Below are 26,777 nucleotides of genomic sequence, written 5' to 3'. Positions count from 1 at the left end.
ACCGGTCGCGACTAGCGCAGATCTTGTACCGCAACGTGATCCATGTCATCGAAGACCTGATTTTCTCCCACCATGCCCCAAATAAACGTACAGGCTTTGGTGCCAACGCCAGAATGTATTGACCAGCTTGGGGAAATAACCGCCTGTTCATTACGCATCACAATATGACGGGTTTCCTGAGGCTGCCCCATCATATGGAAAACGCAACTGTCCTCTTCCATATTGAAATAGAGGTACACTTCCATACGGCGCTCATGGGTATGGCATGGCATGGTGTTCCATAGATTGCCGGGCGCCAGTTCGGTGAGTCCCATACTGAGCTGACAGGTTTCCAGTACATCCGGTACGAAGTATTTATTGATGGTGCGACGGTTACTGGTGAGGTTATCGCCTAAGGTGACGGGCGCAACGTCGGCAGGCGACACTTTTTTCGTCGGATAAGCGGTATGCGCTGGCGCGCAGTTGTAATAAAACTTCGCCGGTCTGCTCGCCTCATTGCTGACGAAGACCAGCTCTTTCGCCCCTTTACCAATATACAGAGCATCACGATGACCAATGTCATGGCGCTGCCCGTCAACGATAATGGCGCCCGCGCCGCCAATATTAATGACGCCCAGCTCGCGGCGGTCCAGTAATCGGGAAACGCCAAGCTGTTTACCTACTTCTCCGCCGATTTCAACGGGATGGCTGACGGGCATAATGCCGCCGACAATAATACGGTCGATATGGCTGTAGACCATCGTATATTCATCAGCGACAAAAATATTTTCTATTAAAAACTCGCGTCGCAGCGCCTGGGTGTCCAGCGTTTTAGCGTGCTCGCTATGGATACTTTGCCTTACGTCCACTTTTCCCTCCAATGATAAATCGATCGCAACGGCATAAAATCAAAACACTGTTTTGATTTATTTAACGGCATCATAGTCGCCTGGATAAAGGTTTTCAACAATAAATAAAACAACGTTTCATTTATATGGTTGGTTATTTTTAAAACTGCTGTAGCGATCACGATCGGCGCTAAAACTTACACACTTGTCTGATTTTCAGACATGTGCGCCAAGTGCTGTATGCGGTTACTCAGATAAAAATTGGAGCTTGTTTTGGAACGGGGTCTGATGTGCGAATTGAATTAAAAGCGGTATGCGTCTGCAATGCCCGACGCGGCAAGACGTTCTGCGCTATAACGAAAAAGGGGGTTCTGTCACTGGCTTTGCCCTCGTGATAGAGGGCTTTTTATGACGGAATAATGAAGCAGAAAAAGGATGGCTGGCGCAGGATCAATCGCGTTCAATGGTTAAAGCAACGCCCTGGCCGCCACCAATACACAGCGTCGCCAGGCCTTTTCGCGCGTCGCGTTTAACCATTTCGTGCACCAGTGAAACCAGAATTCGACAGCCGGAAGCGCCAATGGGATGCCCCAGCGCAATCGCGCCGCCATTAACGTTTACCCGTCGCTCATCCCATTCCAGCATTTTTCCTACCGACAACGCCTGGGCGGCAAACGCTTCGTTGGCTTCGATAAGGTCGACCTCCGTCAGTTGCCAGCCGGCACGCTCCAGACAGCGCCGGGTAGCATATACCGGCGCAATCCCCATTAGCGCAGGATCGACGCCGACGCTGGCAAACGCGCGGATGCGCGCCAGCACCGGCAGCCCCAGCGCCTGGGCTTTCGCCTCGCTCATCATCATCACCGCGGCGGCGCCATCGTTGATTGAGGAGGCATTACCCGCCGTCACCGAACCTAAACTATCAAACGCCGGATGCAGCAGGGCTAACCCCTCCGCACTGGCGTCGGCCCGCGGTTGTTCATCCGTATCGACAATTGCGGTCTGCCCATTACGTTGCGTGACGATGGGGACAATCTCATCTTTAAAACGTCCGGTATCAATCGCGGCCCTGGCTTTTTGTTGCGAACTGAGCGCATAAGCATCCTGTAACTCGCGGCTGATGCCATATTCCCGCGCCAGGTTTTCTGCCGTCACGCCAATGTGATAATCGTTGAAGGCATCCCATAAGCCATCATGTACCAGACTATCCACCAGATTGTCGGCATCAGGCAACGCGCCGGTACGGCTGTCATTGAGGACATGCGGCGCACGGCTCATATTCTCCTGCCCGCCCGCAATAACAATGTCCGCTTCGCCGCACTGAATAGCCTGCGTCGCCAGGTGCAACGCTTTTAAACCGGAACCACAAACGTCATTAATGGTAATAGCGGAAACGGTAGTCGGCAGCCCTCCTTTGATGGCTGACTGGCGCGCCGGATTCTGCCCGGCGCCAGCCGTCAGTACCTGACCGAGGATGACCTCATCGATAGCATTAGCGTCCACGCCGGTGCGCTCAATTAACGCTTTTACGACCATACTCCCCAGCTCGACGGCGGAATGACGGGCCAGCGTTCCCTGAAAACAGCCGATGGGTGTCCGTAAAGCCCCCACTATCACAACCTCTTTCATTACCACCTCAGCGCAAAATGACACCGCCATAGTAGAGCATTGTTAAAATTAGTTATCTTGATTGTTTAAAAAAAGTGAGTTTTATCACAAAGGAAATGACGCTGATTTGACGGTGGCGCAGCTTATTTCTGCTGCAAATGGTAGCGAAGCCAGTTCCCCGCCGTTCCGGGCGGCGTCTTCTTGTTCCACAACAAATCAATAGCAATCGCCCTCGGCCAGCCAGGAACATCCAGTTGCGCCAGCGGTTTTTCCGCCGCAAACTCTTCCACCAGCGCGCAGGGCAATACGCACCAGCCAAATCCCTGAACCGCCATGCTCAACAGTAATAAATAGTTTGGCGCTGACCAGGCCGGGCCGTGCGTAATGTTGGCGTTAGATTCAAGGTAGGTATTCAGACGCAGCTCGCGCCAGGTATGCAGTTGTTCCCATTGCAGGTTCGTCTGCGACGCCAACGGATGCGTGGTCGCCACATAAACCCCCATCCAGCTTTGAACAGGCAGACGCGTCGCGCCAATGTCTGTGGGATAGTCATCACGCGCTTCAATCAGACCTATCTGGGCGCGCCCTTTTTGCAGCAGGTCGATGACATCATCATTTTCTCCGATCAAACATTCAAACTCGGTATGCGGAAATTGACGATCAAACTGCGCCATTAACTCTTCCAGACTGTCAGGATGCAGGGTATCAGAGAGGACAAACGTGAGTCTTGCCTCCGTCTCGCCGGATAACGTCAGCGCCACCTCATCCAGACGGTCGCTCGCCGATAAAATAGCCTGAACATAGCTAAGCACCCGTTTTCCTTCTTCGGTCAGAACGGGCTGGCGCGATGATCGATCAAATAATGAAAATCCCAGATCCGCCTCCAGATGCGCAATGGCGGTACTAATGGTGGACTGGCTTTTACGCAGGCGGCGCGCCGCCGCAGAAAACGAACCGCAAGAGACGGTCTCAACAAATGCCATTAACGCTTCAGGTGAGTAACGCATAACCTATCTACTTTATCGATGGATGTTATCTTTTAGGTATCACATTAAACGATAAAATAGCGGAAATTTCTTTAGTTTGATTAAGAGTAAGGTTTTTTCGTTTATGCAACATGACGCCATACAACGTCGCTCGCTGCCGGAGCGTATTTTTCATGCTGTCTGTTTTGAAGGTATTGCGACTGCGATACTGGCGCCAACGACCGCCTGGCTAATGCAGCGCTCGGTGCTGGAGATGGGCGGCCTGACGATATTGCTGGCAACGACGGCCATGATCTGGAATATCATTTATAACGCTCTGTTTGATCGACTGTGGCCCGCGCATCAGGTGAGACGAACCGCCAAAGTGCGCGCACTCCATGCGTTAGGATTTGAAAGTGGGTTTATTGTCATTGGCGTGAGTATTGTCGCCTGGGTACTGAATGTCAGCCTGCTACAAGCATTCACCCTGGAAATTGGTTTCTTCCTGTTCTTTTTGCCGTACACGATGCTGTACAACTGGGCATACGATGTTTTACGCCAGCGAATAGTGACCCGCCGCCAACAGCGCGTTAGTGCATGATATTGCTCTTTTTTGCCGGGATCGCAACGCTCCCGGCCCTCCTCCTCCACGACATCCATCTGCTTAAAACGCCCCCAACTGACGCTATTTATGGTAAATTGCGCTTCTTTTTGTGTGTTTTATAGTTGATAAATTCAAATAATGTCTAAAATTTGGTCAAAAGATGAGACTCTCTGGAGTTTTGCATTATACGGAACGGCTGTAGGCGCAGGCACTCTTTTCCTTCCCATCCAGTTGGGATCGGCAGGCGCAATCGTGCTATTTATTACCGCGCTGGTCGCCTGGCCTCTGACATACTGGCCGCATAAGGCGCTGTGTCAGTTTATTCTTTCCTCAAAGACTTCTGCAGGTGAGGGAATTACTGGCGCCGTTACTCATTATTACGGCAAGAAAATCGGCAGTATTATTACCACGCTTTATTTCATTGCGTTTTTTGTCGTGGTATTAATTTATGCTGTGGCGATTACCAATTCCCTGACAGAGCAATTAGCGAAGCATATTCAGATAGATATTCGCATCCGGATGGCAGTTAGCTTCGGCGTAGTACTTATCCTGAATATGATTTTCTTAATGGGAAGACATGCCACTCTTCGCGTAATGGGCTTTTTAGTCTTTCCACTTATCGCTTACTTCTTGTTCCTTTCGCTCTACTTAACCGGAAGCTGGCAACCCTCGTTACTGACCGGGCAGATGTCTTTGGATAGTCACACGTTGCATCAGGTATGGATTTCTATTCCGGTGATGGTTTTTGCTTTTAGCCATACGCCCATTATTTCGACGTTTGCCATCGACAGACGGGAAAATTTTGGCGATCAGGCCATGGATAAATGCAAAAAGATCATGAAGGTCGCCTATCTGATTATCTGCCTGAGCGTGCTGTTCTTTGTCTTTAGCTGCCTGCTCTCCATTCCGCCGTCATACATTGAAGACGCGCGCAACGAAGGCGTTACCATCCTTTCCGCGCTCTCGATGATGCCCAATGCGCCGGCCTGGCTCTCTATTTCCGGTATTATCGTTGCCGTCGTGGCCATGTCGAAATCTTTCCTCGGCACCTATTTCGGCGTCATTGAGGGCGCAACCGAAATGGTAAGAACCACTCTACAGCAGGTTGGCGTGAAAAAAAGCCGGGCGTTCAATCGCGCACTATCTATCATGCTGGTTTCCGGGATTACGTTTATTATTTGCTGTATTAACCCGAATGCCATCTCTATGATTTATGCCATTAGCGGCCCGCTCATTGCGATGATTCTGTTTATTATGCCCACGTTGTCAACGTACCTGATACCGGCATTGAAACCCTACCGTTCAGTAGGTAATTTCATTACGTTGGTCGTCGGTTTACTTTGCGTATCGGTGATGTTTTTCGGCTAAAGTAAAAGATAGCCGGGATATAACTCCCGGCTATTTTATATAAGAATCCAGCACCTTTAATATTACGTCCAGATCTTCTTCACGTCTGGCTTCATCACTCTGATGAACGATATGCTCGGTCAGATGCCCTTTAATCACCTCGCGCATTAAGCCATTTACCGCGCCGCGAATCGCCGCGATCTGTTGTAACACGGCCGCGCATTCATGCGGTTCATCCAGCATTTTTTTTAGCGCTATCACCTGTCCCTGAATCTTGCTGGTTCTGGCTTTAAGCTTTTGTTTGTCCCGGATGGTATGTGACATTACAACACCTCACTAACATTAACGAATACAAATTATAGCATTACGATGCTACTGGGGGGTAGTATTCCATACTGGGGGGGAGTAGAATGACGCCCACATAAAACAACTAAGAATCATTCTCATGGGTGAATTTTCGACACTTCTTCAGCAAGGAAACGGCTGGTTCTTCATTCCCAGCGCCATTTTATTAGGTATTTTGCACGGGCTTGAACCAGGGCACTCCAAAACCATGATGGCGGCTTTTATCATTGCCATTAAAGGTACGGTTAAACAGGCTGTCATGCTCGGTCTGGCAGCAACGCTTTCTCATACCGCGATCGTCTGGTTAATCGCTCTGGGTGGGATGTATCTTAGCCGGGCATTCACCGCACAATCAGTGGAACCATGGCTGCAGTTAATTTCTGCGATTATTATTCTGAGCACCGCGTGCTGGATGTTCTGGCGGACATGGCGAGGCGAGCAGCAGTGGCTGGCGGGAAACCACCACCACGACCACGACCACGACCACGACCACGGCCATGACCATGACCATGACCATGACCATGACCATGACCATCATGGTCACATACATCCGGAAGGCGCAACGTCAAAAGCGTATCAGGATGCCCATGAACGCGCCCATGCTGCCGATATTCAACGCCGTTTTGATGGTCAAACAGTGACTAATGGACAGATCCTACTGTTCGGCCTGACCGGAGGGCTTATCCCCTGTCCGGCTGCGATCACCGTTTTACTGATTTGTATCCAGCTTAAAGCGTTTACGCTGGGCGCCACGATGGTGCTGAGCTTTAGTCTTGGCCTGGCATTAACACTGGTGACGGTAGGCGTTGGCGCGGCGATAAGCGTTCAACAGGCAGCAAAGCGCTGGAGTGGTTTTTCGACGCTTGCCCGGCGGGCGCCCTATTTTTCGAGCATTCTGATTGGTCTGGTCGGCGTGTATATGGGAATTCATGGCTATACCGGGATCATACAGTAAATATGTAACGCTTCTGCTCAGGCCGTATCATTCACGTCGGGTTTCATTCCAGAAGCGTTTTTACTTATCAAACGGTATGAAAGGCCATACACTCAGCGTCCCGCCTGAATTCTGTATTTTACTCCACTACACCACAGGCAAAAAATACCCCACCGCCACCGGGTTTAGCCGGCGTGTCAGTGTTTCTGGATAGGGTCGCCGGAGGCGGGTTATTGCGGAGCGATAAACGGAGTTCGCTGCAGTGATTTACAAAACCGGGTACCAAACAGCAGTTCCCGTAATCGGTTCCGCATTCCCAGCTTCACCAGTAACCGGTATTTGTCCTGCCAGATTTGCTTCTCCTGTGTATTCAGCCTTCCACACAACGCTGACAACCTTCCTCGTCCACGGTAAACTTCCTGAAGCAAGCGTAACTGGGCCAGGCTCACTCCGCATGCCAGTATCTCCCGGTGCATCAACTGATCCATATAGTTCATCAACCGCTTCGGATTGTTAAATATCGGTGGCACTTCCAGAAAGCCCGTCACCGGATCCGGAGATAACAAAAAGGCGTCCAGCGCTCCTGTCCTGCGCAGGCGTGCGCCCCCGGCCCACTGTTCATCCCGCCGCCACCGAATAAGTATCTCCGCCAGTTCCTGCTCCAGCAGCGCCGGGATGCCGCCGTATACCTTCAGTACCACCCGGTCGCTGAAAAACAGCTCATCGCTGATAATCATAACCGGGTAGTCCGGCAGTATCTGTCTCAGGGAATAGAACAAAAAGAGATGTTCACGGGGACGCAGACACAGTATCAGTATGGCCTCCGGTTTCCGACGTAATTGCTGCAACAGAACAGGCAGCCTGTATGCGGTTTCACAGTTGCAGCCCGGCAGAAATCTTCGGACCAGGTGTGCCACGGCGATCGTCACCGGCCAGCAGTCACCGTAAACGATAATCTGCCGGGCCGGTATCCGGTTATGTTCTGTCATCCTCATCCTCCCTCTTTTTCAGGATCTTTCCCGCATTTCTGTTACTGCACAGCCGGTTCCACAGTTCATTTGCCATCGACCTGTCACCATTACCGACCCGGCGTTTTGATACCGGCGGCGGTCCGGCTTTTTCACGGCGCGTGGACGGGGTGGGACTGTCAAGAACCCGGATAACATAAATCTCATAGCGTCGTGCTTTATTGGGCAGGGTCTGGTGACGGCAGATGCTGACCACTCGTGATGTTTTGCTTCGCAGATAGGCAATCAGGTAGCTGGCCCGTCTGGCCGTGATGTGAAACGCCTCTGCTATCTGGTTACGCTGAACCCAGTTCTGCTGCAACAGGCACCAGTGTGCCACGATGATATACAGGGGCTCGCTGGCATACTGGCGGACACTTACCGGAATAAAACAGGCATCATGGTTGGTCTGTCCGGGATAATGAATATCGTTACCTGAAAAAACTATCTTCTCTTTTGATTTATCAGAAGACATGCAGACTCTCCGTTTTTTAGTGAAAAAGACCGAGAAGAAAAAAATAATCATAAAGATAAATTTATATCTATTTTTAATTAACTATCAGTAAATGGTATTTAATTCTGCTAATTGTAAGTAACAATCACTGTCATTGCGGCTGAAAAAGCACCTGTTTTAATTACCGCACCGGGTATAGCTTCGGCCTTTGCTTTATACTGTTTTATAATTTTGCCACCGGCACCGTTATCAAGATGGATAGATCCCATATCTGTTTTCATATTAAATTTAACTGGTGTGTTATTATCCACATCAATTACCGACAGTCTGAATCCATTGTTTTCTTGTTTATTATTCTTAAGAATCACGGTGCTGTCAGCATCTGCCAGTGTCAGACCGTTGGTCCTGAACTCTATAGCCAGTGGGGCGTCGAACGGGATCTGCGTTCCGACATTCTGTTGTGCTGTAACGGTGAAAGGTACTTCCCTGGGCACCATAGTTTCCTTATATTCCGTATAAAAATGCCCCATTTTGATAGTATTAGAAGGAGAGATAATAACCGTGCCTGAGTTGTCAGGAATAAACCTGAGATTAAACGCAGAAACAGTTAAAGGTCTGAATGGAACAGTTGGTGGCCCAACAGATATTGAGGGTTGTGACGGGCTATAGGGATATATATTAATTTTACTTTCCGGAATATTTATGTCCACAAAATTATTACTGAAAACCTGTTCAACAAAAATACGTACTGTAATCGTTCCGCTCCGGTTATATGTTTTTTGCGCTTCCATACGTTCTCCGAATGCTTTTGAACTGGACCAACCGGAAAACCCTGCCTGTATATCCTTCCATGAAAATAGCGCGGGAGTCCCGTTCCCTTCCTGAATAACGATATCCATTCCAAGACCACGATCTTTTAGCGCAGTGGCTACCTGTTTCATATTGGAAAGCGAAACTGCTGTAGAGTAAACAAGTGAACCAATACTGCTCCATGTTGTAGTACAGGTATAACTTATGGGAACAGTAATCTTCTGCAGTTCCTGCCCCTGTAAATATTGTCCTCCCCTCAGATTGATATTATGAATATTTATATTTCCATTGGCATCACATTTTGACCAGTCGTAGTTTGCCCGCGCAGAATCACAGACAGCAAAGAAAAGAAACACACCTGACAGTATCAGTGATTTCATATCGAATAATCGTCCTGTCATGATGTCGCCCCTGCGTCCTTAAACGCGCAGTTCAGGGCATCGCAGGCGTAGCGGTTCATCTGCAGTCCACCATAATCATCAATATACCCCACCCACAGCGTCCGGGTTTCTGCCGGCAGAACAGCCTTTAAAGGCAGGTTCCCCAGGGGCGGCACCATCACGCCCTCGCGGAAACCGCTGAGCCTGTGGCTACGGTCTGCTCCCAGCCACGCCACAGTGATGTAGTACGGCGTCGGGTTTCTGAGGGTCAGGTGTCCCGCATTCCGCTCAGCGGTCAGCTTTCTTTCCGGCTGGTCACTGCTGCTTCTGATAATGGCTTTCGGACGGTAAAACAGTTTCAACTGGCTCTGCATGGCCAGCTGCAGGACGTTGTCGTCTTCCGGCTTCGGGGGAACGCCCCGCACGTTAAACCAGAACAGTGTTTCTCTGTCCTGAGGGAGCTTATCTGTCAGCCCACGAACCTGGGTAATGCGGACCTGGGATTTCTGTCCGGCATCAATACGCTGCAGCGGCGGCAGCGCCATCAGCGCATCGGTTCTCACCCCGTCAGCATCCGTCACCCAGGACTGCGCCAGGAACGGCGTGGTTTTGTCATCGTTATTCAGCGTGATGGCCACCGTTTTCTGTGGCGCATCCATGATAATACGGGTCCGGTCGACATTGACGGCCGCCGGGCTGCACTGGCTCCATGCTGCCGCCAGCGCGAGTAAAATCACACGGCTTCTTCTGCTGTTTTTCACCTGTTTTCTCCGTTAGTCCTGCTCTGTGACAGGGATATTTTTATCTGCAGGGCAGTAACAGCGGCCCCCGGCTGAGTGTCACCGTTTCCGGTAGGGTGAGCCTGCACTGCACCCGGCCATCCCAGGACACGTTCAGGGTCCGGCGGTCTTCCCCGCTGAGGCCTGTCAGGTAGGCCAGACCGTCATCTCCGACCATCCCCGCGGTTCTGCCGGTTTTTCCGGACACCACCAGGGCGCCAAACGGTGGACTGGCGCCATCAGCCAGCCGGATATGACCGAGCACCTGCTCCCCCTGGCTGGCGTCAATCTTCCGGTAGCCCACCGCGCCCTCCGTCAGCACCTGGCTGATGACGGAGCTGCTGACGTCCACGTCCTCCGGCAGGGCGGCCACATCAACCGAAATATCGCTGCGGCGGTAGCTGCTGCCGGCGCTCACCACGCCCACCCCGAAGCGGTTGGTCACCCCGCTGTTGCCGTTCACCGGCACACCGGCCACGTCTCCGGTATCTATCATCATGCGAGGCTCATTCCCGGCCATCGACTGGCTGAAGGCGGCGCCGTGGGCGGTGGCGGTCACCGAGCCGTACCAGCTCAGGCCCAGGCTGCGGTACTGTCCGGGCTGCAGGGTGGCGTCCGCTGCCGCCTGGCCCCACGGCAGACGGCTCTGCACGCTGCCGCTGAAGCTGCTGTTGCTGCCGGTGTCATAGCGGTTATGACCGGCGCTGATGTTCCATGTGGTGTCCGGGTTATGGAAATCGCTGTAATTCACGGTCTGCTGCAGGCCGCCCCGGTTATCTTTCTGTACGCTGTAACTCACCTGGCGGCTGTCTCCCCACGGGATACTGATGGTGGCGTAGACCTGGTTCTGGCTCCCCCCGCCGGTGTACTGGTTACGGGCAAACGACACCGAGGCCGAGAGCCCCTGAAGGTCGCCGAGACTGAACACCTTGTTGAAGCTGAGCATGTAGTTATTGTTGGACTGCGCATTCCAGTAATTGAGCCGGCTTACCGAGAGGGCCGCGCTCATATTGAGTACCGGAACGGACTGGCTGTAAGTCACGGTGTAGCTCTGTTTTTCATGCCATGCATCGCCGCCGTCGGTGGCCCGACGCTGCAGGTACTCCGGCATGGACAGAAAATGGCGGTCCGAGAAGCGGTATCCGACGAACGCCAGGGTACTGCCGGTTTTATCAAACGTTTTGGCATAGTTGATACGGTAGCTGTAACCGGACTGCTTCTTCCCATGCGGCAACCGCGCATCTGAGCGGGTGACGTCCGCAGACAGAGCGCCCAGCAGCCCCATATTCTGGCCGATCCCGAGCGCCGCGGACTGGTAGTCGCCGGTGGAGGCAATGAGGCCGCCATACAGCGACGTGTTGTTAAATGCTCCCCAGGTGGCCTCCCCGAGCAGAAAGTCAGGGCTGACCGTGCTGTTGTTATGCGTCCCGCCGTACAGCGGACGTCCGGCGGCCACCTTATAGCGAACCTGTCCCTGGCGTGCCATAAAGGGGACGCTGGCCGTGTTGACCTGCCAGGTCCGGACGCTGCCGTCGCTTTCCCGGACGCTGACATCCAGGTTGCCGCTGATATTCTGGCTCAGGTCGGGAAGCTCAAAAGGCCCCGGCGACACCCGGGTCTGGTACAGAATGCGTCCATTCTGGCTGACGGTAACCTGTGCATTACTGTTCGCAATGCCGCTAATTTTCGGGGCATACCCCTGAAGAGAGGGCGGCAGCATGCGCTCATCGCTGGCCAAAGTGAGCCCGGCAAAGCGGAAGGAGTCAAAAATAGCGGAGCTGAGGTACGTCTGTCCGAGCGTCAGTTTTGAGCGCAGTGCTGGCAAGGCACGGAACAGATACGTCTGCGGCAGATAAAAATCGGACTGTGATGCGCCCTGCCCACTGTCAAAACGGCTGTACTGGTAATCGCTCCGCAATCGCCAGGCGCCGAGATTAAACCCGGCGGTGCCGTAGAGGCTGTAGCTGGTAGAGGTTTCCCCCTGCTGCGGCATATAGCGGTTGACCATCAGGCTGTAATCAAGCAGGCCAGCGGTGACGCCGTCGCTCCAGCGTGAAGGGGGCACCCAGTCCGGGTCCTGATAACGCATCCAGGCCTGGGGAATAATGAAGGTCAGACGCTGATTTTCAGCGCTGTACCGTACCTGACTGTCAGCGGAGCGCAGCTCAAGGCATTGCCCGTCCGGGATACCGGTAACGGGTTTCAGGCCATGAATAATCTTATCCTTAAGACCCAGCATGGCCACCATGTCTGTTGTCACACAGATGACGGCCGCGTCGAGTCCGGCAACCGGTACAACCCTGACCGGATACTGTTCCCGTACCGGCTGGTCATTGAGCCAGATATCGAGAATATAGTTACCGGGCGCCACATACCCCTCGCGGCTGAAGGCCGTGAGGTCCACGTTAGACAGGTTCCCGCTGTCCAGCAGGCTGGCATTGAACTCCGTGGCCTGCGACTTCAGGACGGAAAATGTCAGGGTAATCAGAATGGCAAGCCGGGTAATTTTCATGGCATGGCGCTTTCGTGTTGTCGTCCGTGTAACAGACAGCCCGCAGGCACAGTCAGATATAAAAGCCGTCCGATCCCCTCCGTGGACGGCTTCTCCCTGTCGTTATTTACCGCGTAAAATCACAGGTATTTCAGGGTGTAGGTGACGGAGGCGTTGAAGTCACCGGGAGTGACGCCATTATCCAGTGCTATTAGCCGGGCAAAGAAGTTGAGTTCGTTGTTTCCGGCCTGCAGTTGTTGAGCGTCGCCATCCGGCATCGGGGTGTTGGGCTCGATAATTGTGGTGTTGTCACTCTTCAGTAACTGGACACCAACATGTTTGGCTGCGCCGTTGGTGGTGTAAGCCTTTTTCGCTACATCGGCTCCGCCAGAGAAAGAGACGGTCACTTTGGACATTTTCCCAACCGGGTTCGGATTGGGCTGTGCATCATCCGTATCAAATGCACAGTTCTGTAGATGAATGGTGAACGGTTTGGATTCCGTGGTTGCGTCGGCGGTATTCAGTTTACGGTAAGAAATCTGTCCAAACGGAACGGTGATCGCATCGTCGCCCGGTGCGATATTACAGGGTGAGTTGGTGATGGTACCAGTGAAAAGAATTTTACCTGAGCCGAACGGGCCTGCTGTTGTGGGTGTAGTATCGGCGGCAAATACAGAAGCGCCATACATCATACCGGCAGCCGCCATGGCAAGTATTATTTTATTACGCATAGATAATATGTCCTTTGGATGAATGAGAATTATTTTGCAAAGGCTGAAAACAAGTCTGAGGGTATTAATGAAAGCGTTCAGAAAAGATTCGTATGAATAATAAACGCCTGGTGTTAAACGAAGCACCTGAACTTTCCATCGAAAAATATTGATTTCAGCTAATGCCTAATCAGTTGTAAGAAAATTCTTATTCAAATTAAAACAATAAAAATAGATCGATACGATCGATGATTATGATCGTAATTTAAGAATAATCATCAAAGAAATACTTTTTAATGTAATTATAAGCGGGTGAATACCTAACAGACAGATATTCGCAGCGGACATGAAATATTTTGTAATATGTTATCTGGAATGTATGTTTTGCTTTTCCATTACACTGGATATTTACAAAACATAATACTAATCATATATAACAATGAAATTACTGGTAGCATAAAAAACTAGATATAACGCAAGTAAAAGGCATTTAATTCCAAAACATTAACTTAATAAATCATTATGAACCATCATAAGTGGAAGGAATAAAAAATAATAAATGAAATGATATTCTTCTGTATTTGTGATGGGCATCACAATAGATATAAATGCAGGTACCCTGACATTTCTGAACTTCGCGGATGAAATTTAAAAACAATGCCGACAGCAAAGAACAAACTGGTAATAGCTGTCAGACATAATGCTGCCTGCTGTAATGTATACAGCAGGCTGGGGGATATTAATGCGCGGCGTCGTGCTGCACGGAGTGCGTGGGTGATTCCTGAACTGACTGAGAGTCTACAACTATGCCATCCTGAGCTGATTTCAGTAATAGACCTGCCTGATAGTATTTTCCTTCGTTCATCAAGGAAAGCGCTGTGGTCACATCCTTACGGGTTTGCTGAAGAGGAATGAGTTCCTGATTTTCAATAACACTGACGCCTGCTAGTTTCAGGGCCTCTATAGTCCCTTTTTTATCTCCTTCTTTCATTTTCTGGTTTGCTTTATTAATAGCATCATTTTTCTGGCCCGCAGGGAGATAATCTTCTGCTACCGTAATCGATGAATTTATCCGAATATAGTGGTCTCCTTCAACTGGGGCTTTTTTATCTGATTTGACATACAGATTCCAGTCAGTGCTGTCATCGTTCAGGAGTTTTTCTGCTTGCGCAGCCAGTTGTTCCGCCTTTTGGGTGCGACCATTAAACAACTCGAATCGCGACATTCCGATATCACGCATGGCCTGCCAGGCCTGTCCGGATATCTTGTCATTATTCAGAGTAACGTTATCAGTCATGTTTGTTGCGGCCATAAGATTTCCTGAAAACAGGATAACCATCAGCGCAACGCCTGGCATAATATGGCTTTTCATAATCCATCATCTCCACAAAGTAACATTTTTTATCGGATTATCCTATTCAGAACCGGTAACCCACGCCAAGATTAAAACCATTGCTATTAAGGCTTCCGCTGTTATGGGTAGCATCAAAATCCGCTCCCTCATAACCCAGAGTTATAGCGACATTACTGACCGGGGTATAAGCCACGCCAGCAGAATAACCATATCCGACCTTACTATCAGACTCATTTATCCCGTGATCACGCTGATGCAATAATACGGGGCCCACTTGACTATACAGACTTAACTGGTTATTTATTTTCCATGAGGGGCCTGTAAGCAGGGAGTAATAACGGGTTGTTACACGACCATTACTGCTTTCATCGGAATAGCGCTGGCTTCCATTTAGCCAGGCAAATGAGGTTGTCAGCCCCCAGTCCGGTGACATTTCATAGTTGTTTGCCAGCCGTACCCCACGCAACGTCCCGGCGTGATTAGTATGGGACTGGGCGTATCCAAGTGAAAATGTACTGGCATTATCGTCTGCCCATACCGGACTGGCTGCAGCAGACAGCAGAACAATACCGGCACTTCCGGCTAATAGCATTTTGTTCATCTTCTTCTCTCCGGTTATTTTTACCTGATGCCTTACTGGCATGTATTAAGTTAAAATCTTTCCGTGATAACAAACTATAAATAAATCTTTTAATTTATGAGCGCTGTTACGCCAGCAAATACCTTTATCTCCGGCTGTCGGGAGGCTATTCACGAAAATATATCCAGGCCAGAAACAGTATTTAATAATAAATAAACTGAAAAATAAAAACTGACAAAAATAGAAGTTCACTGATATATACCCAAAATAATTTGAGTTGCTTAAAGGCGGCAAGGGAGTGAGTCCCCTGGAGCATAGATAACGATGTGACTGGGGTAAGCGACAAATCTGCCGGGAGCAGATTTGAACGTCGCGTGCGACGGCCCGTCAGGGCGAGGCCCATGGATGGGCCGGGTAATCCGTAGCCAACACATAAGCCACTTGAAGTATGAAGGGTATATAACGGGAAAGAAGGCATATCGGCCTGGTAAATCAACGTCTGTGATTTAAGTTGCAGGAAACGGCTATGGTGAGGGGGGGGCGGCAGTTATCGGGCAGTAACGGCATTGTTCAGTGAGTATCCAGGAAACAAAAAAAGAAGGGAGCGGTACTCCCTTCGTAAACATGTCAGAATACGACATTTTGGTACTCTTTTATTTATTATCTGGCCGTAAAAGTTATGCTGTTGGCAGATATCTCCAGTCAACATAAAAAAATACCACCAGCTAAAAATGTGATGCAAACCACCATTAAGCAGGTAACCAAATTGACTGTGCCACTAAATCCGGAAAAGAGTTTGAATCCGGGGATAACATCTGATGCAGAAATTAGCACCAGTCTTCGATTCGGATACCCGGAATGCGTTCAAACTCGCGGAGATTGTTTGTGACAACGACCAGTCCGCGGCTACGGGCATGGCCAGCAATCATCTGGTCATAAGGCCCGACAGGTGTTCCCTTGCGGGCCAGTTCGGCACGGATTTGACCGGTATGTATCGCCAGCCTGAAGGGGCATGTTGGCTTTGACGATCAGGCAAAAAACAACGGCGAATAAAGTCGTATGATGATCTTCACATTTATCATCATCAGCGTTCATATTACTCAACCTGTAATCAACCTCTGGCGTTTTTCTGTATCCATCACAACCATTTCCGGTAAAGGTAAAAAAGGGATTTGAACCTTTCCGGAGATGATAATGAAGGTAAATGCATGGACAATTTTGCTTATGTCGGCGCATCTGACGGCCTGTGCCGTCCCTGGCACAGAAAAATATCAGACCAGCATGGACAGCGTTACGGCAGAAAAAATAAGCCGGATTATCCAGTCGGATGTCATTCCTTATAAAGGCGAAAACCATGGAGAAGTTATCAGCCGCGTATCGTCTGCTTTTCTCGGAACACCTTATCAGGCGGATACGCTCATCGGTGGGCCCGGCATCCCCGAAGTCCTTGTAGCGAATTTCAACGGCGTGGACTGCTTTACCCTGGCTGATTACGTTGAAGCCCTGGCCCGCAGCGATAATCAGAAATCGTTTCTGCATAATCTTGCCAGGACTCGCTACGCCGCGGGCAAAGTTGCTTATCTCAGCCGCCGGCACTTCTTCTCTGACTGGTTCGCCGCAGCACCGCGTAATGCACGGGATGTAACGCCGGATATCAGCCCTGATTATGTCGTTGTTGACAAGCAGCTTAACCATAAACCTGATGGCGGCGAGTACATTCCTGGTCTGGGCATCCATCCTCGTAAAATAAATTATATTCCCGGAAGAGCCATCAACCAGCAGGTCATGAACCACCTAAAAAACGGGGATTATATCGGTGTCTACTCCCCGCTTGACGGGCTGGACGTTTCACATGTGGGTATCGTAGTTCGCCATGATGAACAGGTGTGGTTCAGGAACGCCTCCTCATTGGCCGCAAACAGAAAAGTGGTGGACACACCGTTTATGGAATACATGCATTCCAGACCGGGCATCGTTGTGCTGCGGGCTGAATGATAAAGTCATTACCGGAGTCGCCAGCTGATAATAGCCGTCCGACATAGGTATTGAAACCCTGTGTACTGTGGGGCCGACACGGAAAATTGCTGTAAATTCGTGGATTTAGTAAATACTAGAAGATATTTGTCTGGAGCGGGCGAAGGGAATCGAACCCTCGTATAGAGCTTGGGAAGCTCTCGTTCTACCATTGAACTACGCCCGCTTTGAGATGCGTAAGGCATTATAAACCTTACGCTCTGGTTGGCAAGAGACTTACTGGCTGACTGGCGATTAATTCGCCGTCAGCACTTCGGTTTACTCCCCTGCGGCGGCAGATAACGCAGCGGATCGATGGCCGTCGCCCGGTAGCGAATCTGGAAGTGTAGTCTTACGGATGCGGCATCCGTGCTGCCCATCGTAGCGATTTTTTGCCCCGCTTTAACGCTTTGCCCATTATTAACCAGCATGGTGTCATTATGAGCGTAAGCCGTAATGTAATCTTCATTGTGCTTAATCATGATGAGATTGCCGTAACCGCGCAGCTGATTCCCGACATAGACAACTTTACCCGCTCCCGCCGCATAAACAGGCGTTCCGCGCGCGCCCGCAATATCGATCCCCTTATTTCCGCCCTCCGCGGTGGAATAAGGTAAAATCACTTTACCGTTGGCAGGCCATACCCAACAACGCTGCCCCACCGGCGGCCAGGAGGATTTTGGCACCGAAGATGACGGTCTGACCGCGGCAGTTTTTGTTGCTGTTTTATTGCTGGTTTTGCGTGTTGAACTGCTACTCTTTGCGCTGCCGCGCACTTTAATTCGCTGCCCCACCTCAATAGTATAAGGCGGAGAAATGCCATTCAGTCGGGCCAGTTCTTTCACGCTGGTTCCCGTAGCGCGCGATATACGATACAACGTATCGCCGCGCTTAACGGTATAGACGGAGCCGGAATACGTTCCTGAGCCGGAATTACTGGAACATCCCGCCAGCAGCAGCCCTGTGCATAACAGCACCGCAATACCCAGGCTATTTTTGTTCAGGCGTCCTGCGCTCAAAACCATTCCTCACTCTATTGACAGACGCCTTATGATAGCAGCCAAATGCCGTATGCCCAATCCATTGACGCCGGAAAGGGTCCGCGCGGATGATGATGCCGCGAATATCCGATATGCCAGCATAATATCGACTCACGGCACAATGGCGCTCGTCTGCGTTCTGTCAGGGCCTGTTTTGGTAATGCCTTTCTTTCTGTTATGCGCTACGCTGATCGTCTGAGTACATGGCCTGGCCATGCTGCCGGGTCATTTTAATTTTCAGGAGCTTTCATGACTGAGGAACATGTCGTTTTATTGGATGAGCAGGATAAGCCTTCCGGCACACTGGAAAAGTATGCGGCTCATACGCTTAATACGCCTTTGCATCTGGCTTTCTCCTGCTGGCTATTTAACGAAGATGGCCAGTTGCTGGTAACACGACGGTCGCTGAGTAAGAAAGCCTGGCCAGGCGTGTGGACGAATTCGGTTTGCGGTCATCCGCAACAAGGCGAAACCACCGAAGAGGCGATCATCCGCCGTTGTCGGTTCGAACTCGGCGTGGAAATTACCGATCTCACCCCCGTCTATCCGCACTTCAGCTATCGGGCGACAGATCCAAACGGTATTGTAGAAAATGAAGTCTGTCCGGTATTTGCCGCGCGGACAACCAGTGTGTTACAGGTTAACAGCGAAGAGGTGATGGACTATCAGTGGAGCGAATTTAAAAGCGTATGGAAAAGCCTTCTCGCTACGCCGTGGGCATTTAGCCCGTGGATGGTCATGCAAGCGTCAGACGAACAAGCGCGTGAACGACTGCTCGATTACTGCCAGCGTTAAAGATTGCCTGATGGCGCTACGCCTGAACAAAGAGATGCCGGATGGCGGCTAATGCCCCATCCGGCAATTTACATCTTATTTCACCGGACGCATCGCCGGGAACAGAATAACGTCGCGAATCGTGTGGCTGTTAGTAAACAGCATCACCATACGGTCGATACCAATTCCCAGACCCGCTGTCGGCGGTAAACCGTGTTCCAGCGCCGTCACGTAGTCTTCGTCGTAGAACATGGCTTCGTCGTCGCCCGCCGCTTTTGCATTAACCTGATCCAGGAAACGCTGCGCCTGGTCTTCCGCATCGTTCAACTCGCTAAAGCCATTACCGATTTCACGACCGCCGATAAAGAACTCGAAGCGGTCAGTGATTTCCGGGTTCACATCATTACGACGCGCCAGCGGAGACACTTCAGCCGGATATTCGGTGATGAAGGTCGGCTGAATCAGATGCGCTTCAGCGACTTCGTCAAAGATCTCGGTGACAATACGGCCCAGACCCCAGCTCTTCTCGACGTGAATGCCGATGCTTTCAGCAATCGCCTTCGCGGAATCGAAGTTGTCCAGATCAGCCATATCCGTTTCCGGGCGATATTTCTTGATCGCTTCACGCATGGTCAGTTTTTCGAACGGCTTACCGAAGTCAAACACTTCATCACCGTACGGAACCTGGGTGGTGCCCAGAACATCCTGCGCCAGCGTACGGAACAGAGACTCCGTCAGCTCGATCAGGTCTTTGTAGTCCGCATACGCCATATAGAGTTCCATCATGGTGAACTCAGGATTATGGCGCACGGAGATGCCTTCGTTACGGAAGTTACGGTTAATTTCGAATACGCGTTCGAAGCCGCCAACCACCAGACGCTTGAGGTACAGTTCCGGAGCGATACGCAGATACATGTCCAGATCCAGCGCGTTGTGATGGGTGATAAACGGACGGGCAGACGCGCCGCCTGGGATCACCTGCATCATCGGGGTTTCGACTTCCATAAAGCCGCGAGCAACCATAAACTGGCGAATACCGGCCAGGATCTTCGAACGGGTTTTGAAGGTGTTACGGGATTCATCGTTAGAGATGAGATCCAGATAACGCTGGCGATAGCGCGCTTCCTGGTCCTGCAGGCCGTGGAATTTATCCGGCAACGGACGCAGCGCTTTCGTCAGCAGGCGCAGTTCGGTGCAGTGGATAGACAGCTCGCCGGTTTTGGTTTTGAACAGCTTACCTTTCGCGCCGAGGATATCGCCAAGATCCCACTTTTTGAACTGCTCGTTGTAAACGCCTTCCGGCAGATCATCGCGCGCCACATACAGCTGAATGCGGCCGCCTACGTCTTGCAGGGTAACAAAAGAGGCTTTACCCATAATACGGCGAGTCATCATACGGCCCGCGACGGACACTTCAATATTCAGCGCTTCCAGTTCTTCAGCTTCTTTCGCGTCAAACTCTGCGTGCAGTTGGTCTGAGGTACGGTCACGACGGAAATCGTTCGGGAACGGGATACCCTGCTCACGCAGTGCAGCCAGCTTCTCGCGACGTGCCTTCATTTCATTGTTAAGATCGACTACCTCGTCAGCGCCCTGTGCGTTTTGTTCAGACATGTTGATTCCTCATAGCCCTGCTTTCAAACTTGCTTCGATAAATTGATCCAGACTACCGTCCAGTACCGCCTGTGTATTGCGGGTTTCCACCCCAGTACGCAGGTCTTTAATGCGGGAATCGTCCAGGACATAGGAACGAATCTGGCTTCCCCAGCCGATATCGGACTTAGTGTCTTCCATCGCCTGTTTTTCAGCGTTCTTTTTCTGCATCTCCAGTTCATAAAGCTTCGCTTTCATCTGCTTCATGGCCTGGTCTTTGTTTTTGTGCTGCGAACGGTCGTTCTGGCACTGCGTCACGATTCCGGTTGGAATATGGGTGATACGCACGGCGGATTCCGTACGGTTAACGTGCTGACCGCCTGCGCCAGACGCGCGATAGACGTCGATACGCAGATCCGCCGGGTTAATGTCGATATCGATATCGTCGTCCACTTCCGGGTACACAAACGCGGAGCTAAACGAGGTATGACGGCGACCGCCGGAGTCAAACGGACTTTTACGCACCAGACGATGTACGCCGGTTTCAGTGCGCAGCCAGCCATAGGCATATTCGCCGGAGATTTTGATAGTCGCGGACTTAATGCCGGCGACTTCCCCTTCCGACTCTTCAATGACTTCCGTCTTGAAGCCGCGCGCTTCCGCCCAACGCAGATACATACGCAGCAACATGCTGGCCCAGTCCTGCGCTTCAGTACCACCAGAACCGGCCTGAATATCGAGATAGCAATCGGCGCTATCGTACTCGCCGGAGAACATCCGGCGGAATTCTAACTGCGCCAGCTTCTCTTCCAGCGTATTCAGCTCCGCGACGGCTTCGTTAAACGTCTCTTCGTCGTCAGCTTCTACCGCCAGTTCCAGCAGCCCGGAAACGTCGTCCAGCCCCTGAGTCATTTGATCAAGCGTATCGACGATCGCTTCGAGCGATGAACGCTCTTTTCCCAGCGCCTGCGCGCGCTCAGGTTCGTTCCAGACATCCGGCTGTTCCAGCTCGGCGTTTACTTCTTCCAGACGCTCTTTCTTAGCATCGTAGTCAAAGATACCCCCTAAGAACGTTGGTGCGTTCCGTGAGGTCCTGAATGCGGTTATTCACCGGGTTAATTTCAAACATGGTCTGATTTCTTTTATTTGACTTGTCAAAATGCGGTTATAAGGGCGAAATATTAGCGGATTTCGCCCCTTAATTACAGCGAAAGTGTTGTTAAATCGCCCCGATCATAGCGGCCAAATATCATCGATAATAATCTGTAAACTACGGTTGCCGCGAAACTCGTTAATGTCCAGTTTATAAGCCAGTTCTACCTCCCGCACGCCGTTATCCGGCCAACAGGTCGTATCAATATTAAATGCGATGCCATCCAACAGCGGGCCGCCGCCGACAGGCTCCACCATCACCTTGAGGTGACGCTCGCCCACCAGACGCTGCTGTAGCAGACGGAAACGACCATCGAATAACGGTTCCGGGAACATTTGCCCCCACGGTCCGGCATCCCGCAACAGTTGCGCCACTTCCATAGACATCTCCGCCGCGCTTAATGGACCATCGGAGATCACCTCGCCTTGCAACAGGGCAGGATCGAGCCATTCCGTCACCAGCTCGCCAAAACGTTGCTGAAACTGCTCGAATTTATGCTCTTCCAGCGACAATCCCGCCGCCATCGCATGACCGCCGAACTTGATCATCAGATCAGGGTAAAGCGTATCCAGCCTTTCCAGCGCATCGCGCATATGCAACCCCTGAATCGAACGGCCTGAGCCTTTTAGCGTGCCGTCGCCCGCAGGCGCAAAGGCGATCACCGGGCGGTGAAAACGCTCTTTAATGCGCGACGCCAGAATTCCGACCACGCCCTGGTGCCATTCAGGATGATACATCGCCAGACCGCCCGGAAGCGTTTCACTACTGCGCTCAAGCTTTTCGCACAGGATAAGCGCTTCCGCCTGCATCCCCTGCTCTATTTCTTTGCGCGTCTGGTTAAGCGCATCCAGCTCGCTGGCCAGAACACGCGCTTCGCCGAGGTTATCGCACAACAGTAACGCCACACCAACGGACATATCATCCAGCCTGCCGGCGGCATTCAGGCGAGGCCCCAACGCGAAGCCTAAATCACTGGCGGCAAGCTGCTGCGGATCGCGATTCGATATCTCCAGCAACGCTTTAATTCCCGGACGGCATTTCCCGGCACGAATACGACTTAGCCCTTGCCAGGTCAGAATACGGTTGTTAGCGTCCAGCGGCACAACGTCTGCTACCGTTCCCAACGCCACTAAATCCAGCAGCTCCGCCAAATTCGGCGGCGCAATGTTGCGCTCGTCGAACCATCCTTTGTCGCGCAAAAATGTTCGCAACGCCAGCATCAGGTAAAACGCCACGCCGACGCCTGCCAGCGACTTAGACGGGAATTCGCAGTCGCGCAGATTGGGATTAATAATCGCTTCGGCATCCGGCAACGTGTCGCCTGGCAGGTGGTGATCGGTCACGATCACCGGAATCCCCAACGTCTTTGCATGCGCTACGCCGGCGTGGGATGAAATGCCGTTGTCTACGGTGACGATAAGCTGCGCGCCGCGCGCCTTCGCCTGATCGACCACTTCCGGGCTTAAACCGTAGCCGTCCTCAAAGCGATTAGGCACCAGATAACTGATGTTGTCACATCCCAACGCACGCATTCCCAATACGCTTAGCGCAGTACTGGTCGCGCCGTCGGCGTCAAAATCGCCAACAACAATAATGCGGGTACCTTCGCGAAAGGCGTTGTAGAGGATCTCCACCGCGTTATCTATGCCGCTAAGCTGTTGCCAGGGCAGCATTCCTTTCACGCTGCGCTCCAGTTCGCGGGCGCTACGAACGCCCCGGCTGGCATATAGACGTCGTAGTAATGGAGGAAGATCGGCGGGGAGTTCCGCCGTCTCATCAGCCTCGCGCCGACGAAGTTGTCTCTGTTGTTTCACGCGTATTATTTACCACTGGTCTGTTTTTGATGCTCATCAAGAAACGCTTTCATCTCTTTCGGTCCCTGATAGCCAGGCACCACATAGCCGTTACTCAATACAATGGCTGGCGTACCGCTAACACCCAACTGCACGCCCAACGCATAATGATCAGCAATGTTCACGTCACAGCTTGCCGGTTTCACGCCCTTGCCTGCCATGGCGTCATCAAACGCTTTGTTTTTGTCTTTGGCGCACCAGATAGATTTCATATCCTGCTCCGCCTGGCTTTCCAGCCCCTGGCGCGGAAAAGCCAGATAACGAACCGTGATCCCCAGCGCGTTATAATCTTTCATCTCTTCATGTAGCTTATGACAATAGCCGCAGGTGATATCGGTAAAAACAGTAATGACATGTTTCTCATCCGGCGCTTTATAGACGATCATCTCTTTTTCCAGCGCATTTAGCTGGCTCATCAGCAGTTTGTTCGTCACGTTTACCGGATGCGCGCCGCTCACGTCATACATCGGCCCTTGAATAATATGTTTGCCGTCATCAGTGACGTACAGTACGCCGCTGTGAGTGAGGACGGTTTTCATCCCTGCCACTGGCGAGGCCTGAATTTCCGTACTCTGAACGCCCAGCTTAGCCAGCGACTGACGGATAGCCGCATCATCCGCATGGGCCACGCCTGAAAACGCCGCCGCCAGTAAAGTGAACATCATAAAACGCTTTTTCATAAACTATCCTTTCCTGTCAGCACTCATGCCCGCGGATGGTGCTGTTGATGAAGTTGACGCAAACGCTCCGTTGCGACATGCGTATAAATTTGTGTCGTCGAAAGATCGCTATGCCCAAGTAGCATTTGTACAACGCGCAAGTCGGCGCCGTGATTCAGCAAATGCGTGGCGAAAGCGTGACGTAAAACATGCGGCGATAGTTTTTCGCTATCGATTCCAGCCAGTACCGCATAATGTTTAATACGGTGCCAGAAGGTCTGCCGCGTCATCTGCTGCGCACGCTGGCTGGGGAACAATACGTCAATCGATACGCCATTGAGTAACCAGGGACGCCCATGCTCCAGATACGTTTCCAGCCAATATACCGCCTCTTCGCCTAACGGCACCAACCGCTCTTTATTGCCTTTACCGATAACCCGCACCACGCCCTGCCGCAGACTGATATCGCTCATTGTCAGCCCCACCAGTTCCGACACGCGCAAACCGGTGGCATACAGCACTTCCAACATAGCTTTATCGCGCAACTCCAAAGGTTGATCAATAAGCGGCGCCTGCAAGAGCCGCTCAACCTGCGCCTCGCTAAGGTCTTTCGGTAAACGCTGCGGAAGCTTAGGCGAGGCCAGCTGCGCGCTCGGATCATCCTCACGATACTTTTCACGGTACAGATGCTGGAAGAAGCGCCGCATAGCGCTTAACAGGCGTGCGGAACTGGTCGCTTTGTATCCGCCCTCCACCCGTTCAGCCAGCAGCGTTTGTAAATCATCAGCCTGCACCGTCGCAAGCGTTTTTCCGCGATGATGCAACCACGCAACGACCATCGATAAATCGCGACGATACGCGCTTAATGTATTTTCCGCCAGATTTCGTTCCAGCCACAGGGCATCCAGAAACTGCTCAATACGCGCTAAATCCTGTTCCATTCGCGCTCCCCACTTCACGCTGACTTTGGGTGCATTATGCCTCATTGTGCCGTGAATGCAGCGATTCTGTTACACTACCCGCAACGCTATAGCAGAATCGAGATGTAACGTAATGAACATGGGTCTTTTTTACGGTTCCAGCACGTGCTACACCGAGATGGCCGCAGAGAAAATTCGCGATATCCTCGGCCCGGAGCTGGTGACATTACATAACCTCAAGGATGACGCCCCCGCCTTAATGGAGCAGTACGACGTGCTCATTTTAGGCATCCCCACCTGGGATTTTGGCGAAATTCAGGAGGACTGGGAAGCCGTCTGGGAGCAACTGGACGATCTTAATCTGGAAGGCAAAATCGTTGCGCTTTACGGTATGGGCGACCAGCTCGGCTACGGTGAGTGGTTCCTTGATGCGCTGGGTATGTTGCATGACAAACTTGCCCTCAAAGGCGTTAAATTTGTCGGCTACTGGCCCACAGAAGGCTACGAATTTACCAGCAATAAACCGGTCATTGCGGATGGGCAACTGTTTGTCGGCCTGGCGCTGGATGAAACGAACCAGTACGATCTCAGCGATGAGCGTATACAGACCTGGTGTGAACAAATTCTCGGCGAAATGGCCGAACACTACGCCTGAAGCCTTACTCGCTGTATTTCCCTCTCGACGGAACCGCGTTTATGCCGTTCCGTCAGTGTTGGCGCGATATCGGCTGCTGTAACAGTATCCGACGCAACTCACGCCATTCCGCTTCTTCCATGCTATCCGCCGCCAGCCATAAATGCTGATGACGTCCAGACTCTGCGCGTAAACGCAACACCATCCCGCTCTTCAGTAACCAGGGCGGACGCAAGAGCGTCCAGTCCTGCCCCTGCCAGCGTAAGCGCCCGTCCATGAGTAGCTTGATCTCTCCCTGGCAGGTATTAATCCTGCGCTGGCTACGTACACAGTCAAACACGACCAGCGACAGTAGTATCATCCATAACGGGGTATAACTCAGCGGCCAGGGCATCAATAAAATCACCGCGGCAACCAGCCCATGAATGAGCAATGAGATCCACTGAGCGCGCCATGAGACGCGTAAATCAGATTGCCACAGGACCACGTTCCCGATTCCGTGTCTGAATGAGTCGGACCATCTGTTCCAGTTCAGCGTCAGCCGGTTTACCGTGATTCATTAACCAGTTAAATAAATCCGGGTCATCACTCTGCAACAAACGGACAAAAATACGCTTTTCTTCATCACTTAAACTATCGTACTCATGTTCAAAAAACGGCATGATGGAAATATCAAGTTCGCGCATACCGCGACGACATGCCCAGTGAATACGTGCTTTATTGTGAATATCCATGTTCTTCCTGCCTCGCGAAAATGAAGTACCGGGCTATTGTAACGTGTTTTTGGCGTTGTTTTACGGGAATCTCAGTAATCTGGAACGCGATCGCGAAATAAAAGGCTGGGAATCAATATGTTCATCCATTTTGGATACCGCCTCGCAAAACGATCAATCCGCTCTCAATGGGCTATTTAAAGCACTTGCAATGACCGATGGCTCTTTTA

At 51.5% G+C, this 26,777-nt stretch carries 26 protein-coding genes, 1 tRNA gene and 1 pseudogene; 6 read left to right on the top strand and 22 right to left on the bottom strand.

Going from position 1 to position 26,777, the window contains the following annotated elements; all coding sequences use genetic code 11:
• Positions 1 to 11: 11 nt before the first annotated feature.
• The 3 genes from kduI to NA197_RS06285 form a co-directional block, all read right to left on the bottom strand.
• A complete protein-coding gene (kduI, locus tag NA197_RS06295; protein WP_064043413.1) occupies positions 12 to 848 on the bottom strand; it encodes a 5-dehydro-4-deoxy-D-glucuronate isomerase in 837 nt (278 codons plus the stop codon).
• A gap of 429 nt (positions 849 to 1,277) precedes the next feature.
• Positions 1,278 to 2,456 carry an acetyl-CoA C-acetyltransferase gene (locus NA197_RS06290; RefSeq protein ID WP_000665980.1) on the bottom strand — a complete coding sequence of 393 codons (1,179 nt, stop codon included), beginning with the start codon at positions 2,454 to 2,456 and terminating at the stop codon, positions 1,278 to 1,280.
• A gap of 122 nt (positions 2,457 to 2,578) precedes the next feature.
• Positions 2,579 to 3,442 carry a LysR family transcriptional regulator gene (locus NA197_RS06285; protein WP_001270772.1) on the bottom strand — a complete coding sequence of 288 codons (864 nt, stop codon included), beginning with the start codon at positions 3,440 to 3,442 and terminating at the stop codon, positions 2,579 to 2,581.
• A 103-nt stretch (positions 3,443 to 3,545) separates the two neighbouring features.
• Between NA197_RS06285 and NA197_RS06280 the strand changes: the two genes are divergently transcribed.
• Positions 3,546 to 4,001: a multidrug/biocide efflux PACE transporter gene (locus NA197_RS06280; protein ID WP_001519547.1), complete on the top strand. Its 456-nt coding sequence runs from the start codon at positions 3,546 to 3,548 to the stop codon at positions 3,999 to 4,001.
• 141 nt (positions 4,002 to 4,142) lie between these two features.
• A complete protein-coding gene (locus tag NA197_RS06275; RefSeq protein ID WP_000036837.1) occupies positions 4,143 to 5,372 on the top strand; it encodes an amino acid permease in 1,230 nt (409 codons plus the stop codon).
• A 30-nt stretch (positions 5,373 to 5,402) separates the two neighbouring features.
• Here NA197_RS06275 and rcnR read toward each other — a convergent pair whose 3' ends face one another.
• Complete coding sequence (gene rcnR / locus NA197_RS06270) at positions 5,403 to 5,675, bottom strand: Ni(II)/Co(II)-binding transcriptional repressor RcnR (protein WP_000019953.1); 273 nt, start codon at positions 5,673 to 5,675, stop codon at positions 5,403 to 5,405.
• Between the two features lie 121 nt (positions 5,676 to 5,796).
• On the opposite strand from rcnR, the gene NA197_RS06265 reads away from it, so the two are divergent.
• Positions 5,797 to 6,651 carry a nickel/cobalt efflux protein RcnA gene (locus NA197_RS06265; protein ID WP_079849404.1) on the top strand — a complete coding sequence of 285 codons (855 nt, stop codon included), beginning with the start codon at positions 5,797 to 5,799 and terminating at the stop codon, positions 6,649 to 6,651.
• Between the two features lie 209 nt (positions 6,652 to 6,860).
• Here NA197_RS06265 and NA197_RS06260 read toward each other — a convergent pair whose 3' ends face one another.
• The 9 genes and pseudogenes from NA197_RS06260 to vapC all read right to left on the bottom strand — a co-directional run.
• Positions 6,861 to 7,619 carry a hypothetical protein gene (locus tag NA197_RS06260; RefSeq protein WP_023232680.1) on the bottom strand — a complete coding sequence of 253 codons (759 nt, stop codon included), beginning with the start codon at positions 7,617 to 7,619 and terminating at the stop codon, positions 6,861 to 6,863.
• Positions 7,606 to 8,112, bottom strand: coding sequence for a CaiF/GrlA family transcriptional regulator (locus NA197_RS06255; protein WP_064043515.1), 507 nt, complete (start codon positions 8,110 to 8,112; stop codon positions 7,606 to 7,608). Before NA197_RS06255 ends, NA197_RS06260 begins: the two co-directional genes overlap by 14 nt.
• Before the next feature lie 107 nt (positions 8,113 to 8,219).
• Entirely contained in the window at positions 8,220 to 9,302 is a 1,083-nt protein-coding gene (locus tag NA197_RS06250) for a hypothetical protein (protein ID WP_064043516.1), read from the bottom strand.
• Positions 9,299 to 10,042, bottom strand: a complete 744-nt coding sequence (gene stdC, locus NA197_RS06245; RefSeq protein ID WP_064043517.1) for a fimbrial biogenesis chaperone StdC — start codon at positions 10,040 to 10,042, stop codon at positions 9,299 to 9,301. Before stdC ends, NA197_RS06250 begins: the two co-directional genes overlap by 4 nt.
• Before the next feature lie 40 nt (positions 10,043 to 10,082).
• Positions 10,083 to 12,572, bottom strand: a complete 2,490-nt coding sequence (gene stdB / locus NA197_RS06240) for a fimbrial outer membrane usher protein StdB (RefSeq protein WP_064043518.1) — start codon at positions 12,570 to 12,572, stop codon at positions 10,083 to 10,085.
• Between the two features lie 119 nt (positions 12,573 to 12,691).
• Entirely contained in the window at positions 12,692 to 13,282 is a 591-nt protein-coding gene (locus NA197_RS06235) for a fimbrial protein (RefSeq protein ID WP_001244642.1), read from the bottom strand.
• Positions 13,283 to 14,000: 718 nt separating this feature from the next.
• On the bottom strand, positions 14,001 to 14,633 hold the full coding sequence (locus tag NA197_RS06230; protein WP_001522936.1) for a YfdX family protein: 633 nt from the start codon (positions 14,631 to 14,633) through the stop codon (positions 14,001 to 14,003).
• Between the two features lie 46 nt (positions 14,634 to 14,679).
• The gene (locus NA197_RS06225; RefSeq protein WP_064000874.1) at positions 14,680 to 15,216 is read right to left on the bottom strand and encodes an STM3031 family outer membrane protein; all 537 of its coding nucleotides are present in this window, start codon (positions 15,214 to 15,216) and stop codon (positions 14,680 to 14,682) included.
• Between the two features lie 806 nt (positions 15,217 to 16,022).
• A pseudogene (gene vapC, locus NA197_RS06220) lies at positions 16,023 to 16,193 on the bottom strand (tRNA(fMet)-specific endonuclease VapC); the annotation flags it as partial.
• 190 nt (positions 16,194 to 16,383) lie between these two features.
• Here vapC and NA197_RS06215 point away from each other — a divergent pair.
• Positions 16,384 to 17,190: a DUF1460 domain-containing protein gene (locus tag NA197_RS06215; protein ID WP_010989071.1), complete on the top strand. Its 807-nt coding sequence runs from the start codon at positions 16,384 to 16,386 to the stop codon at positions 17,188 to 17,190.
• 131 nt (positions 17,191 to 17,321) lie between these two features.
• Here NA197_RS06215 and NA197_RS06210 read toward each other — a convergent pair.
• Together NA197_RS06210 and actS are read right to left on the bottom strand one after the other, a co-directional pair.
• A tRNA-Gly gene (locus NA197_RS06210) sits at positions 17,322 to 17,395 on the bottom strand.
• 79 nt (positions 17,396 to 17,474) lie between these two features.
• A complete protein-coding gene (gene actS, locus NA197_RS06205; RefSeq protein ID WP_000244328.1) occupies positions 17,475 to 18,233 on the bottom strand; it encodes an amidase activator ActS in 759 nt (252 codons plus the stop codon).
• 264 nt (positions 18,234 to 18,497) lie between these two features.
• On the opposite strand from actS, the gene idi reads away from it, so the two are divergent.
• Complete coding sequence (gene idi / locus NA197_RS06200) at positions 18,498 to 19,043, top strand: isopentenyl-diphosphate Delta-isomerase (protein WP_058111053.1); 546 nt, start codon at positions 18,498 to 18,500, stop codon at positions 19,041 to 19,043.
• Between the two features lie 75 nt (positions 19,044 to 19,118).
• Here the strand turns inward: idi and lysS are convergent, their stop codons facing one another.
• From lysS to xerD, 5 genes are all read right to left on the bottom strand, one after another.
• Complete coding sequence (gene lysS, locus NA197_RS06195) at positions 19,119 to 20,636, bottom strand: lysine--tRNA ligase (RefSeq protein ID WP_000003339.1); 1,518 nt, start codon at positions 20,634 to 20,636, stop codon at positions 19,119 to 19,121.
• A gap of 9 nt (positions 20,637 to 20,645) precedes the next feature.
• Positions 20,646 to 21,744 (bottom strand): peptide chain release factor 2 gene (gene prfB / locus NA197_RS06190; protein ID WP_010989230.1). Its coding sequence is split into 2 segments (ribosomal slippage): positions 20,646 to 21,668 and positions 21,670 to 21,744, totalling 1,098 coding nucleotides; the frame shifts between segments, so codons are not numbered across the junction.
• A 104-nt stretch (positions 21,745 to 21,848) separates the two neighbouring features.
• Positions 21,849 to 23,582, bottom strand: coding sequence for a single-stranded-DNA-specific exonuclease RecJ (gene recJ, locus NA197_RS06185; protein ID WP_000813394.1), 1,734 nt, complete (start codon positions 23,580 to 23,582; stop codon positions 21,849 to 21,851).
• 5 nt (positions 23,583 to 23,587) lie between these two features.
• On the bottom strand, positions 23,588 to 24,301 hold the full coding sequence (dsbC, locus tag NA197_RS06180) for a bifunctional protein-disulfide isomerase/oxidoreductase DsbC (protein WP_000745614.1): 714 nt from the start codon (positions 24,299 to 24,301) through the stop codon (positions 23,588 to 23,590).
• A gap of 23 nt (positions 24,302 to 24,324) precedes the next feature.
• A complete protein-coding gene (gene xerD, locus NA197_RS06175) occupies positions 24,325 to 25,221 on the bottom strand; it encodes a site-specific tyrosine recombinase XerD (protein ID WP_001582281.1) in 897 nt (298 codons plus the stop codon).
• Between the two features lie 112 nt (positions 25,222 to 25,333).
• Between xerD and fldB the strand changes: the two genes are divergently transcribed.
• Entirely contained in the window at positions 25,334 to 25,855 is a 522-nt protein-coding gene (gene fldB / locus NA197_RS06170; protein WP_001055885.1) for a flavodoxin FldB, read from the top strand.
• Positions 25,856 to 25,907: 52 nt separating this feature from the next.
• Here fldB and NA197_RS06165 read toward each other — a convergent pair whose 3' ends face one another.
• Positions 25,908 to 26,321 carry a protein YgfX gene (locus tag NA197_RS06165; RefSeq protein ID WP_000244757.1) on the bottom strand — a complete coding sequence of 138 codons (414 nt, stop codon included), beginning with the start codon at positions 26,319 to 26,321 and terminating at the stop codon, positions 25,908 to 25,910.
• Positions 26,302 to 26,568 carry an FAD assembly factor SdhE gene (sdhE, locus tag NA197_RS06160; RefSeq protein WP_000351186.1) on the bottom strand — a complete coding sequence of 89 codons (267 nt, stop codon included), beginning with the start codon at positions 26,566 to 26,568 and terminating at the stop codon, positions 26,302 to 26,304. The genes NA197_RS06165 and sdhE overlap by 20 nt, the downstream gene beginning before the upstream one ends.
• Positions 26,569 to 26,777 lie beyond the last annotated feature (209 nt).

It is taken from the genome of Salmonella sp. NW884 (assembly GCF_051700745.1).
GTDB lineage: Bacteria > Pseudomonadota > Gammaproteobacteria > Enterobacterales > Enterobacteriaceae > Salmonella > Salmonella enterica.
The sequence above is the reverse complement of the archived record's forward strand: the minus strand, read 5'-3'. Positions and strand labels throughout refer to the sequence as shown.

What these genes read in the sequence shown, in the direction of transcription:
- rcnR (WP_000019953.1), bottom strand. Translation starts at nt 5,675, where the DNA reads ATGTCACATACCATCCGGGACAAACAAAAGCTTAAAGCCAGAACCAGC.
- NA197_RS06290 (WP_000665980.1), bottom strand. Translation starts at nt 2,456, where the DNA reads ATGAAAGAGGTTGTGATAGTGGGGGCTTTACGGACACCCATCGGCTGT.
- xerD (WP_001582281.1), bottom strand. Translation starts at nt 25,221, where the DNA reads ATGGAACAGGATTTAGCGCGTATTGAGCAGTTTCTGGATGCCCTGTGG.
- NA197_RS06255 (WP_064043515.1), bottom strand. Translation starts at nt 8,112, where the DNA reads ATGTCTTCTGATAAATCAAAAGAGAAGATAGTTTTTTCAGGTAACGAT.
- NA197_RS06280 (WP_001519547.1), top strand. Translation starts at nt 3,546, where the DNA reads ATGCAACATGACGCCATACAACGTCGCTCGCTGCCGGAGCGTATTTTT.
- fldB (WP_001055885.1), top strand. Translation starts at nt 25,334, where the DNA reads ATGAACATGGGTCTTTTTTACGGTTCCAGCACGTGCTACACCGAGATG.
- NA197_RS06215 (WP_010989071.1), top strand. Translation starts at nt 16,384, where the DNA reads ATGATAATGAAGGTAAATGCATGGACAATTTTGCTTATGTCGGCGCAT.
- NA197_RS06250 (WP_064043516.1), bottom strand. Translation starts at nt 9,302, where the DNA reads ATGACAGGACGATTATTCGATATGAAATCACTGATACTGTCAGGTGTG.
- NA197_RS06265 (WP_079849404.1), top strand. Translation starts at nt 5,797, where the DNA reads ATGGGTGAATTTTCGACACTTCTTCAGCAAGGAAACGGCTGGTTCTTC.
- NA197_RS06260 (WP_023232680.1), bottom strand. Translation starts at nt 7,619, where the DNA reads ATGACAGAACATAACCGGATACCGGCCCGGCAGATTATCGTTTACGGT.
- NA197_RS06235 (WP_001244642.1), bottom strand. Translation starts at nt 13,282, where the DNA reads ATGCGTAATAAAATAATACTTGCCATGGCGGCTGCCGGTATGATGTAT.
- NA197_RS06285 (WP_001270772.1), bottom strand. Translation starts at nt 3,442, where the DNA reads ATGCGTTACTCACCTGAAGCGTTAATGGCATTTGTTGAGACCGTCTCT.
- NA197_RS06225 (WP_064000874.1), bottom strand. Translation starts at nt 15,216, where the DNA reads ATGAACAAAATGCTATTAGCCGGAAGTGCCGGTATTGTTCTGCTGTCT.
- NA197_RS06275 (WP_000036837.1), top strand. Translation starts at nt 4,143, where the DNA reads ATGTCTAAAATTTGGTCAAAAGATGAGACTCTCTGGAGTTTTGCATTA.
- lysS (WP_000003339.1), bottom strand. Translation starts at nt 20,636, where the DNA reads ATGTCTGAACAAAACGCACAGGGCGCTGACGAGGTAGTCGATCTTAAC.
- actS (WP_000244328.1), bottom strand. Translation starts at nt 18,233, where the DNA reads ATGGTTTTGAGCGCAGGACGCCTGAACAAAAATAGCCTGGGTATTGCG.
- NA197_RS06230 (WP_001522936.1), bottom strand. Translation starts at nt 14,633, where the DNA reads ATGAAAAGCCATATTATGCCAGGCGTTGCGCTGATGGTTATCCTGTTT.
- dsbC (WP_000745614.1), bottom strand. Translation starts at nt 24,301, where the DNA reads ATGAAAAAGCGTTTTATGATGTTCACTTTACTGGCGGCGGCGTTTTCA.
- stdB (WP_064043518.1), bottom strand. Translation starts at nt 12,572, where the DNA reads ATGAAAATTACCCGGCTTGCCATTCTGATTACCCTGACATTTTCCGTC.
- sdhE (WP_000351186.1), bottom strand. Translation starts at nt 26,568, where the DNA reads ATGGATATTCACAATAAAGCACGTATTCACTGGGCATGTCGTCGCGGT.
- idi (WP_058111053.1), top strand. Translation starts at nt 18,498, where the DNA reads ATGACTGAGGAACATGTCGTTTTATTGGATGAGCAGGATAAGCCTTCC.